Annotated in this window: 12 protein-coding genes; 9 read left to right on the top strand and 3 right to left on the bottom strand. The window is 67.9% G+C overall.

Going from position 1 to position 10,676, the window contains the following annotated elements:
- Positions 1-49: 49 nt before the first annotated feature.
- Entirely contained in the window at positions 50-478 is a 429-nt protein-coding gene (locus tag ABE423_RS01130; protein ID WP_032127425.1) for a BLUF domain-containing protein, read from the top strand.
- A 3-nt stretch (positions 479-481) separates the two neighbouring features.
- On the opposite strand, the gene ABE423_RS01125 is transcribed toward ABE423_RS01130, so the two are convergent.
- Entirely contained in the window at positions 482-802 is a 321-nt protein-coding gene (locus tag ABE423_RS01125; protein WP_180836972.1) for a metalloregulator ArsR/SmtB family transcription factor, read from the bottom strand.
- Between the two features lie 86 nt (positions 803-888).
- Here ABE423_RS01125 and ABE423_RS01120 point away from each other — a divergent pair, with 86 nt between their 5' ends.
- The 3 genes from ABE423_RS01120 to ABE423_RS01110 all read left to right on the top strand — a co-directional run bounded on the left by ABE423_RS01120 (position 889) and on the right by ABE423_RS01110 (position 2,856).
- Positions 889-1,326 carry a YeeE/YedE thiosulfate transporter family protein gene (locus ABE423_RS01120; protein WP_032127423.1) on the top strand — a complete coding sequence of 146 codons (438 nt, stop codon included), beginning with the start codon at positions 889-891 and terminating at the stop codon, positions 1,324-1,326.
- On the top strand, positions 1,323-1,736 hold the full coding sequence (locus ABE423_RS01115; RefSeq protein ID WP_180836974.1) for a DUF6691 family protein: 414 nt from the start codon (positions 1,323-1,325) through the stop codon (positions 1,734-1,736). The genes ABE423_RS01120 and ABE423_RS01115 overlap by 4 nt, the downstream gene beginning before the upstream one ends.
- 67 nt (positions 1,737-1,803) lie before the next feature.
- Complete coding sequence (locus ABE423_RS01110) at positions 1,804-2,856, top strand: linear amide C-N hydrolase (protein WP_032127421.1); 1,053 nt, start codon at positions 1,804-1,806, stop codon at positions 2,854-2,856.
- Here ABE423_RS01110 and ABE423_RS01105 read toward each other — a convergent pair.
- Positions 2,853-3,632, bottom strand: a complete 780-nt coding sequence (locus ABE423_RS01105; RefSeq protein ID WP_180836976.1) for a DUF6491 family protein — start codon at positions 3,630-3,632, stop codon at positions 2,853-2,855. The two genes, ABE423_RS01110 and ABE423_RS01105, sit on opposite strands and share 4 nt — an antisense overlap.
- A gap of 81 nt (positions 3,633-3,713) precedes the next feature.
- On the opposite strand from ABE423_RS01105, the gene ABE423_RS01100 reads away from it, so the two are divergent.
- Together ABE423_RS01100 and ABE423_RS01095 are read left to right on the top strand one after the other, a co-directional pair.
- Positions 3,714-4,412, top strand: a complete 699-nt coding sequence (locus ABE423_RS01100; RefSeq protein ID WP_180836979.1) for an AraC family transcriptional regulator — start codon at positions 3,714-3,716, stop codon at positions 4,410-4,412.
- Positions 4,413-4,572: 160 nt separating this feature from the next.
- Entirely contained in the window at positions 4,573-5,523 is a 951-nt protein-coding gene (locus tag ABE423_RS01095) for a DMT family transporter (protein WP_180836981.1), read from the top strand.
- Positions 5,524-5,532: 9 nt separating this feature from the next.
- Here the strand turns inward: ABE423_RS01095 and ABE423_RS01090 are convergent, their stop codons facing one another.
- On the bottom strand, positions 5,533-5,856 hold the full coding sequence (locus tag ABE423_RS01090; RefSeq protein WP_346484646.1) for a hypothetical protein: 324 nt from the start codon (positions 5,854-5,856) through the stop codon (positions 5,533-5,535).
- 27 nt (positions 5,857-5,883) lie between these two features.
- Between ABE423_RS01090 and thrA the strand changes: the two genes are divergently transcribed.
- Genes thrA through thrC form a run of 3 tightly spaced genes read left to right on the top strand, consistent with a single transcriptional unit; the run spans position 5,884 to position 10,615 of the window.
- Positions 5,884-8,388, top strand: a complete 2,505-nt coding sequence (gene thrA / locus ABE423_RS01085) for a bifunctional aspartate kinase/homoserine dehydrogenase I (protein ID WP_180836985.1) — start codon at positions 5,884-5,886, stop codon at positions 8,386-8,388.
- Positions 8,385-9,299, top strand: coding sequence for a homoserine kinase (locus ABE423_RS01080; RefSeq protein ID WP_180836987.1), 915 nt, complete (start codon positions 8,385-8,387; stop codon positions 9,297-9,299). Before thrA ends, ABE423_RS01080 begins: the two co-directional genes overlap by 4 nt.
- 29 nt (positions 9,300-9,328) lie before the next feature.
- Complete coding sequence (gene thrC / locus ABE423_RS01075) at positions 9,329-10,615, top strand: threonine synthase (RefSeq protein ID WP_180836989.1); 1,287 nt, start codon at positions 9,329-9,331, stop codon at positions 10,613-10,615.
- The last annotated feature ends 61 nt before the right edge of the window (positions 10,616-10,676 follow it).

Raw genomic sequence — 10,676 nt, 5'->3', positions numbered from 1 at the left:
ACTCGTCCGCAACTGCTACCGTGGGTGTACATCTTGTCAAGGAAGCACCATGCCACTGCGTGCCATCGCCTACGTCAGCCAGGCGTTGCCGGATCTTTCCGCTGAACGGTTGCAGGCGCTGGTCGACGACGCCGCCCGCTTCAACAAGATGGCGGGCGTGACCGGTGTGCTGCTGCATGACGGCGGGCGATTCCTGCAGTACATCGAGGGGCCGCCGGACGGTATCGATTCGGTGTACGAGCGCATCCTGCAGGCCGGCAGCCATGTCGACATCATCGAGCTGGCGCGCGGCCGCCTGGGCCAGCGTCAGTTTCCGTACTGGTCGATGCGCGCGTTGCCGGTGGATGCAGCATTGCTGCGCCAGCTGTCGGCCAGCGACTGGTCGGGTTTCAGCCGGGCGCTGGAAGGTGATCGTTCGGCGCCGACCCCGGTGGATCTGCTCGACAACGTCGTGCAGCCCGCCCTGCACGCCGGCTGAGCGTCAACGCGAAGTGCCACCGCAGTAGGCAGCATGCAGCGCCTGCAGCACGCCCAGTGCGGGCCCTTCAATCACGCGGTAGTGGATGGCCTGTGCTTCGCGACGCGTCGCGACGATATCCAGTCCGCGCAGCACCGCCAGATGCTGTGACAGCGCTGATGCGCTGAGTCCGGTCAGTGCCTGCAGTTCCGGCACTGGTGCCTCACCTTCGACCAGGCGGCACAGCACGCGCAGGCGCGCAGGATGGGCCAGGCTCTTAAGCAGCGTTGCAGCCTCGGCGGCGTGTTCGGCCATGGCGGCGCTGTCGAGCGGGGTGCGGGCCATGGTTGACCTTTTTGTTTAGAAGTGTCTAATTTAGATAAATCTAAATCAAAGGGCAATCCCATGAGCGGCGTGAAAGAGGGCAGGGCATGAACCTGCCATGGACTGCGGTGGCTGGCGGAGCGCTGATCGGCGCCGCCGCGGTGTTGCTGCTCGCCACTGTCGGGCGCGTGGCGGGTATCAGCGGGATCGCTGCGGGCAGCCTGCGCGCAGCGGAAGGCGAGCGTGGCTGGCGCTGGGCATTCCTGCTGGGGCTGCTCGCAGCAGCGGGGCTGGTGCTGTGGTGGCAGTCGCTGCCCGAGGCCTCGCCACGTGTGCTGCTGCGCGATGCCTTGCCTGCCTGGCAGTTGATCGGCGCTGGCCTGCTGGTGGGCTTCGGCACGCGCCTGGGGAGTGGTTGTACCAGTGGTCATGGCGTCTGTGGCATGGCCCGCGGCTCGAAGCGCTCGCTGCTGGCAGTGCTGGTGTTCATGGCCTGCGCGATGCTGACCACGTTCCTGGTCCGTCACGGCGGAGGCCTGGCATGAGTCGCGCGGTCGTGGCCGCCGCTACGGCGGGTGCGCTGTTCGGCGCGGGACTGGCGCTTTCGGGGATGACCGACGCGCGTCGCGTACTCGGCTTCCTCGATGTGGCCGGTGATTTTGATCCAACGTTGATGTGGGTGCTGGGCTCGGCACTGCTGGTCAGTGCCGTCGGGCAGCGCTGGGTACTGCGACGCGCGCAGCCGTGGTTCGCGCTGCGCTTCCAGCTACCCAGTGCACGTGATGTCGATGCTCGCCTGCTGCTGGGCGCTGCACTGTTCGGTATCGGCTGGGGATGGGCTGGTTACTGCCCCGGACCGGCCATCGCCGGGCTGGCTGCCGCATCGCGTGAAGCGCTGTGGTTCGTGCCTGCCATGGTGGTGGGCTTCTGGCTGCACGATCGCTTCGTGCGCTGAGGCTTCACCCCTGTGTCACCATGGATCGGGTCAGATCGACGGACCACGGGGAAAGGAGCGTAACGACATGGCACGGATGAAGTGGAAGGGAAAGGCAATGCTGGCCATGGCGCTGGCATCTGCGATCACGCCGGCACTGGCCTGCACGCGTGCGGTGTATCGGGGCGACAACGGCGATGTGATCACTGCGCGCTCGATGGACTGGAAGGTCGATGTAGCGACCAACCTCTACGTGTTGCCGCGTGGCATCGCACGCACCGGCCTGGCCGGTCCGAAATCGCTGGCCTGGACTGCGCGCTACGGCAGCGTGGTGGCCACCGGCTACGACGTGTCGACCACCGATGGCATGAACGAGAAGGGGCTGGTGGCCAACCTGCTGTGGCTGGTGGAATCGGAGTATCCGCAGCAGCGTGGCAACAAGCCGGGACTGGCGATCTCGCTGTGGGCGCAGTATGTGCTGGACAATTTCGCCACCGTGGACGAGGCGGTCGCGGCGCTCAAGCGTGAGCCGTACTCGATCGTCACCGACAAGGTGCCGGGCGAAGACCGCCAGGCGACGCTGCACCTGTCGCTGTCCGATGCCACCGGCGACAGCGCCATCGTCGAGTACATCGGCGGTCGCCAGGTGATTCACCATGACCGCCGCTATCAGGTGATGACCAACTCGCCGATCTTCGAGCAGCAGCTGGCCCTCAACAGCTACTGGCAGCAGATCGGCGGCACGGTGATGCTGCCGGGCACCAACCGCTCCGCCGATCGTTTCGCGCGCGCCTCGTTCTACATCAACGCCATTCCCAAGGCCGAAGATCCGGTGGAGGCGCTGGCCAGTGTGTTCAGCGTGATCCGCAATGCGTCGGTGCCGTATGGCATCACCACGCCGGGTGAGCCGAACATCTCATCCACGCGCTGGCGCACGGTGGCCGATCACAAGCGGCGGCTGTACTTCTTCGAGTCGGCGTTGACCCCGAACACCTTCTGGGTCGATCTGAACAAGGTCGATTTCGGCGGCCAGGTGCTCAAGCTCGATCTTGGCAAGGACCAGCGCAATACCTTTGCCGGCGATGCACTGGGCCAGTTCGTGCCCAGCGCACCGTTCACCTTCCTGGGCGTCGACGGTTAGTTCGACGCCTGGCTGGAGGCCGGGTAGACCGCCTGGATCGTGCAGCTGCCGCGGGTGTACTGCGGCAGTGGGGCGATGCTTTCACCGCGCAGATCGTCTGTCTCGAACTCGGCAGTCATGATCCGATCGCCGGGATTGCCACAGATCAGGCCGTTCTGCAGGCCCGAGTGGAAGCTCAGCTGCGGCGCACGGTCGAGCTGGCGGCAGTGGCTGCCGAGTTCGACCCGGTAGTAGCGGTGGCCGCCATTGCGGCGCGGATTGGTCTCCACCAGCATGCCCTGCGGGTCGGATGACCAGGCACGCACGTTGCGGGTGGCAAAGCAGTACGACGGTGAGCCGCCGAAGCTGCGGCGGATTTCCCTGAGCTCGCGGATGGTCACGGCGGGCAGGGTAGCCGTGCGCAGGCGGTCGCTGTCGCGGGCGACGCTGGCGTAGTCGCGATCCTGCAGCGGGGTGACCGCACTGACGGCGCAGCGGCGGCCGTCGACCACGACGCGTTCGCTGGGACGACCACAGGCCCAACCGGTAGGTGCTTCCAGCTTCAGCGAGGTAGCACCGCGGACGCCGGGGCAATCCTCGCTGAAGTCGATGCGATAGGCCTGTCCGGAGGCGGCGCGCAGTGCGATCGAGCGCGGTGATGCCTGCTCCACTTCCTGCACGCCGACCGCGTCCATGCAGTGCGGGGCCGGGGGCGTACGCTCCTGTGCGGACGCCGAAGCTGCGAGCGCCAGGCCGAGGCTGCTGGCGAGCACCAGTGACACCTGCCGATGGGTCATGTCCTGCACTCCCTGCGTTGGATGACGGATCGACTATAGCAGCGGTTTGCACGGCCGTTGCTACACGCGCACACTGCGCGGATGGGCGCCATCTTCCATCTGCGGCACTACGGCCAGGCCACCGGCCTGGACCGCCATGACTACGCGCAGTGGGTGCTGCCGCTGCAGGGCGAACTGCACTTCGAGATGGAAGGCCGCGGTGGCCGCCTGGACCTGCTGCAGGGGGTTTTCGTTGCGGCCGGCGAAGCGCATGACCAGATGGCCGATGGCCCGAACGGTTTCGTGATCGTCGATTGTCCTCCCGGCGTGCTTGATGACGGCACGCAGGAGCATCTGTGCCGGCAGCGCTGGCTGCACCTGCCGCATGCGCTGCGACAACGCCTGGCGGGCGTGCAGGACGGGCAGCCGATGCCGGCCCTGCTGCCGCAGCTGCTGCAGGTATTTGCACCGGCCGGCAGTGGCGCGCGCATGCAGGGACTGTGTGCGGCAGTGCAGGCCGATCCGGGCCAGGCGTGGCCGGTGGCGCGCATGGCCGCGTCTGTCGGGGTCAGCGAGAGCCGGTTGCACGCGCTGTTCCAGCGTGAGTTCGGGCTCAGCCCCCAGGCATGGCTCAGTGCATGCCGGTTGCGTTGGGCCAAGCACCAGCTGCGCTCCAGCACGGCGCCGATCAGTGATATCGCGCTGGCCGCAGGCTATTCCGAGCAGAGTGCACTGACCCGCGCGCTGCGCCGTGAGTGTGGGCAGACCCCGGCCGCGTGGCGCAGGAACGCCGGACTGTAGCGTCGAGCCATGCTAGACGGCTTCTGCACCGACCACCTCGCGAACGGCAGTCGAGCATGGCTCGACGCTACAAAGGCGGGAGGGCAGTAGCCTCGGTCAAGAGCGCCCAGCGGCCAGCGCTTACACTGCGCGGCCTGTTCTCTCCCCCCGAAGAACCCGAATGCGCAACAACCCGATGGCCCTGGGCATCGCCAATGGCGTTGCCGCTGGCGCGCTGTGGGGCGTGGTCTTCCTCGCGCCCGCCGTGCTGCAGTCGTTCAATGCCCTGCAACTGTCGGCCGGCCGCTATCTGGTCTACGGTCTGATCGCTGTAGCCCTGCTGCTGCCGCGCTGGAAGCGGCTGGCACCACGGCTGGGCCGCGCCGAGTGGATCGGCCTGTTGTGGCTGAGCCTGGCCGGGAACCTGGTGTACTTCCTGCTGCTGGCGACGGCGGTGCAGTGGGCCGGCGGTGCGGCGGCGTCCTTGATTGTCGGCCTGATTCCGGTGGTGGTGACCCTGGTCGGTGTGCGCGAGCAGGGCGCGGTGCCGCTCAAGCAGCTGCTGCCGGCACTGGGCCTGTGCGTGCTGGGCGTGGCACTGGTTGGCTGGGAAGCACTGATGTCTGAGCACCTCGCGACACCGTGGCGGCAGCGCCTGATCGGCCTGCTGTGCGCGTTCGGCGCGCTGTTCTCGTGGGCGTTGTACTCGATCGGCAACAGCCGCTGGCTGGCGCGCCGACCGGATCTGTCCAGCCACGACTGGTCGCTGCTGACCGGTGTCACCACCGGCGGCCTGGCTCTACTGCTGGTGCCGATGGCCTTCATCGGCCACACCGGCGGGCACACGGCGGCGCAGTGGGGTGGTTTCTGGGCGATCAGCGCAGGTGTGGCGGTGGTCGCCTCGATCCTTGGCAATGCGTTCTGGAACCGTGCCAGCCGCCTGCTGCCGCTGACCCTGACCGGCCAGATGATCGTGTTCGAGACCCTGTTCGCGTTGCTCTACGCATTCGCCTGGCAGCAGCGCTGGCCCTCCCTGCTCGAAGCGCTGGCGATCGTGTTCCTGGTGGCCGGCGTGATGCTGTGCGCGCATGCGCATCGCACGCCCCGCGCGATCGCCGAACATGCCGGCTGAATGCGGCCGTCAAGCATACTGATGGCCGCTTTGTCTCAGATGCAACCAAATGTCGGCACGTTGGCCGATGATCGCGGCAACGACTTTTTGCACCGCAGCACTTGACAGCGGCCCGGCGCCCGGTGTTTTCTGTGCGTCATGGTTCTTGATGCCGCCCACGCCAGCCTGATCGCCCCCGCTACTGCGGGCCGTTCGACTGCGCCGGTCGCCACCACCACCATTACCATTACCACCACCGTCACCACTGCCCTGGTGCGGCCCGTCGTCTTCGTGTAACTCCCGAAAACCACGGCCCCGCACCATACAGGTGGCGGGGAAACTCGACACCTGCATGCGACGGGGCCTCCTACCGAGGTCTGCATGTCTTCCCACGCCCCCGCTCATCCCGTTGCCCCGGCCGATCTGGCTGCACCGTCCATCGTCGTGCACAAGTTCGGCGGCACCTCGGTGGCCGATGCCGAACGCTACCGCCATGTTGCCGGCCTGCTGCTGGCCCGCCCCGAATCGCTGCAGGTCACTGTCGTCTCGGCGATGAAGGGCGTCACCGACGCACTGATCGATCTGGCCCAGCTGGCAGCCAAGGGGGACGAAGGCTGGCGCGAGGCCTGGCATGCGCTGCGCGCGCGCCATCGTGGCGCCGCTGTGGCGCTGCTGGGCGAGCAGGTGGGCGAGACCGTCGAATGGATCGACGCCCGCTTCGATCAACTGGCCGACGTGCTGGCAGCGTTGGCGGTGATCGGCGAGCTGCCACGCGAAGTACTCGACCGCGTGCAGGGCCTGGGCGAAGTGTTTTCCGCGCAGCTGCTCGGCACGCACCTGCAGGCGCTGGGCGCAGACTGTGCAGTGCTGGATGCGCGCGACGTACTGGTGGTGGGGCATGGCGAACTGGGCGTGGATGTCGACTGGGAAGCCAGCGCCGACCGCCTGGCCAAGTGGCGCCTGCAGCATCCGCAGCCACGCCTGGTCGCTACCGGCTTCGTCGCCCGTGACCGTCATGACCGCATCACCACGCTCGGCCGCAACGGCAGCGATTACTCCGGCGCGATCTTCGCCGCGCTGTTCAACGCCGATGAACTGCACATCTGGACCGATGTCGACGGCGTGCTGTCGGCCGACCCGCGGCTGGTGCCCGAGGCGGTGCAGCTGGAGTCGCTGAGCTACGACGAGGCCTGCGAGCTGGCTTATTTCGGCGCCAAGGTGGTGCACCCGCAGACGATGTCGCCGGCGATCCGCCTCGGCCTGCCGATCTTCATCCGCAATACCTTCCAGCCGGCGCATCCGGGGACGCGCATCAGTGCCGAGCGCTCGCCGCGTGGGCCGGTGAAGGGCCTGACCCTGAGCCCCGGCTTGGCCCTGTTGAACCTGGAAGGCACCGGTCTGATGGGCGTGCCGGGCACTGCAGAGCGCGTATTCGCCGCCCTGCGCCAGGCGCAGGTGTCGGTGGTGATGATCTCGCAGGGTTCGTCGGAACATTCGATCTGCTGCGTGGTGCGTGCTGCTGAAGCCGGCCGTGGCCGCGAAGCGCTGCTGCATGCGTTCGCGCATGAGCTGTCGGTGGGCCAGGTGCAACGCGTGCAGGTCAGCGAGGGCGTCAGCGTGCTGGCCGCGGTCGGTGACGGCATGGCCGGCCAGCCCGGTGTGGCCGCACGTCTGTTCGAGGCGCTGGGCCGTGCGCAGGTGAACATCCTGGCGATCGCGCAGGGCTCGTCCGAACGCAACATTTCGGTGGCGGTGGACAGTGCCGATGCCACCCGCGCCCTGCGCGCCGCGCATGCCGGCTTCTGGCTGTCGCCGCAGACCTTTGCGGTCGGTGTGATCGGGCCGGGCAACGTCGGTGCCGCACTGCTGGATCAGCTGCTTGCCGCACGCCCGCAGCTGCTGGCCAAGGCCAATGTGGATCTGCGCCTGCGCGCGCTGGCCTCGCGTTCGCGCATGCGCCTGGAAGTGGATGGCCTGCACGCCGACTGGCGGGAGGCCTTGCGCGAAGCGGGCGAGTCCAGCGATCTGGATCGTTTCACCGAACACCTGCTGGCCGCCCACCTGCCGCATGCGGTGGTGATCGACTGCAGTGGCAGTGCCGAGGTGGCCGAGCGTTATGAGGGCTGGCTGGCGGCCGGCATCCATGTGGTCACCCCCAACAAACAGGCCGGTGCCGGGCCGCTGCCGCGTTACCAGCGCATCCGTGCTGCAGCGGCGGCCAGTGGCGCGCGCTTCCGCTACGAGGCCACGGTCGGCGCGGGCCTGCCGGTGATCACCACGCTGCGCGATCTGGTCGATACCGGTGACGAGGTGCTGGCGATTGAAGGCATCTTCTCCGGCACGCTGGCCTGGCTGTTCAACCGCTTCGATGGCAGCCAGCCGTTCTCGCAGCTGGTCGCGCAGGCGCGGTCGATGGGCTACACCGAGCCGGACCCGCGCGATGATCTTTCGGGTGTGGATGTGGCGCGCAAGCTGGTGATCCTCGCCCGCGAAGCCGGCCACGCGCTCAGCCTTGAGCAGGTTGAAGTGGAAAGCCTTGTGCCGGCGCTGCTGCGCGAGGGCAGCGTGGATGCCTTCATGGCGCGGCTGGGCGAGTCCGACGCCAGCCTGCTGCAGCGCCTGCAGGACGCGCGGGCGCGGGGGGCGGTGCTGCGCTATGTGGCACGGCTGGGTGCCGACGGCGCCTCGGTCGGCCTGCAGGAACTGCCGGCCGATCATGCCTTCGCCAACCTGCGGCTGACCGACAACGTGGTCCAGTTCCGCACCCGCCGTTACTGTGACAACCCGCTGGTGGTGCAGGGGCCGGGCGCCGGCCCGGAAGTCACCGCGGCCGGTGTGTTTGCCGACCTGCTGCGGGTCGCGGCCGGTGAAGGAGCGCGCCTGTGATCGCACGTGCGTTCGCGCCTGCCTCGGTGGCCAACGTGGCGGTGGGCTTCGATATTCTCGGCCATGCCATTGCCGGCATTGGCGATACCGTGAGCGTGCACCGTATCGATGAGCCGCTGGTGCGCATCGAGGCGATCCGCGGCAGTGCCGTCGAGTTGCCGCTGGATGCCGCCGGGAACACTGCGGGTGCTGCGTTGATGTCGCTGCGCGCAGGGCTGGGCCTGGACTTCGGTTTCGTGGTGGAGATCGACAAGGGCATTCCGTTCGGTTCCGGCATGGGCGGTTCGGCAGCGTCGAGTGTTGCGGCGCTGGTCGCCGCCAACGCGCTGCTGGATGTGCCGCTGTCGCGCGAGGCGTTGTATCCGTTTGCGCTGGATGGCGAGGCGGTGGCCAGTGGTGGCCGCCACGGTGACAACGTGGGGCCGCTGCTGCTGGGTGGTCTTGCGCTGTGCACGGCCGACCGGCTGCTGCCGATTCCGGTGCCGGCTACCTGGCACAGCCTGCTGGTGCATCCGCATGCGGTGCTGGAAACACGCCGCGCACGCCAGGCCCTGCAGGGCAGCTATGCGCTGGGCGAGTTCGTGGCGCAGAGCGCGAACCTCGCACTGGTGCTCAGTGGTTGCCATCGCAGCGATGCCGCACTGGTGCGCGCGGGACTGCGCGACGTGCTGGTGGAGCCGCGCCGGGCCGGATTGATTGCCGGCTTCGAAGCCGCACGTGATGCGGCGCTGTCGGCCAATGCAATGGGCGCGGGCATTTCCGGTGCCGGTCCCAGCGTGTTCGCCTGGTTCGAGGATGCCGACCAGGCGCGTACCGCCGCCACACCGGTGCAGGCCGCATTTGCAGCCGCAGGTTTTGACAGCGATGCCTGGGTGTCACCGCTGGATGCACCGGGAGCCCGCTTGTGCTGAATCCTACCCCTTTACTGGATACCGAACCCATGCAATTTGTTTCGACCCGCGGCCAGTCTCCGGCCGTTGGCCTCAGCGCGGCGATCGCCGCCGGATTGGCGCCCGATGGCGGGCTGTATGTTCCGCAGATGCTGCCGGCGCCACGTGAGCTGCAGGCCGGCGCGACGCTGGCCGATACCGCCGCCGATCTGCTGATGCCGTTCTTTGCTGGCGACGCGCTGGAGTCTGCTCTGCCATCGATCTGTCGCGACGCCTTCGACTTCCCGGTCCCGCTGCGCGCTCTCGGCGATGGTGACCACGTGCTGGAGCTGTTCCATGGGTCGACGGCGGCGTTCAAGGACATCGGCGCGCGCTTCCTGGCCGGTACGCTGTCGCGGCTGCAGGCCGGCAAGGACCGCGATCTGACGATCGTCGTCGCCACCTCCGGCGATACCGGTGCCGCCGTTGCGGCGGCCTTCCATCGCCAGCCCGGCGTGCGCGTGGTGGTGCTGTATCCGGATGGCCGCGTATCTCCGCGCCAGGCGCATCAGCTCGGTTGTTTCGGCGACAACATCCAGGCCCTGCGCGTGGCCGGTGCGTTCGACGATTGCCAGGCGATGGTCAAGCAGGCACTGGCTGATCGCGAACTGCAGGCGCAGGTGCCGTTGAGCTCGGCCAACAGCATCAGCCTGGGCCGACTGCTACCGCAGATGAGCTATTACGCGCATGCGGCGTTGAGCCACTACGCGGCGCATCGTCGCCGGCTCAATCTGGTGGTGCCGACCGGCAACCTGGGCAATGCGATGGCGGCCGTGCTGGCGCGCGCGCTGGGCGTGCCGATCGGTCAGATCGTGCTGGCCACCAATGCCAATGCCGTGCTGCCGGTGTACTTCAATGGCGGCGACTACCAGCCGCAGGCCAGTGTGGCGACGGTGGCCAATGCAATGGACGTGGGTGCGCCGAGCAACTTCGAGCGACTGCGCTGGCTCTACCACGGCGACGACGCGGAACTGCGTGCTGCGTTCCGCGCGTTCGCGGTGGATGACGTGACCATCCGCGCGACGATTGCGGCGGCGCATGCCAGCAATGGCGAGCTGTTCTGCCCGCACACGGCGACCGCGGTGAAGGTGCTGCAGGACCTGCGTGCGCGTGGTGCCAAGGGCGACTGGGCGGTGGTGGCCACGGCGCATCCGGCCAAGTTCGAGGCCGTGGTCGAGCCGCTGATCGGCGAAACGGTGGCGGTGCCGCCTGCACTGGATGCGTTGCTGCAGCGGCCGGCGCACGCCGAACCGTTGGCGGCCGATTACGCGGCATTGCGTGAGGTACTGCTGCGCTGAGCGGAGAGGGACGCGGTTGCCGGCCAGCGGCCGGCACTACCCGTGCTGCGTTATCTGGTAG

The organism is Stenotrophomonas sp. TWI1409 (assembly GCF_039673015.1).
GTDB lineage: Bacteria > Pseudomonadota > Gammaproteobacteria > Xanthomonadales > Xanthomonadaceae > Stenotrophomonas > Stenotrophomonas maltophilia_A.
This window is presented reverse-complemented; position numbering and strand designations above follow the sequence as displayed.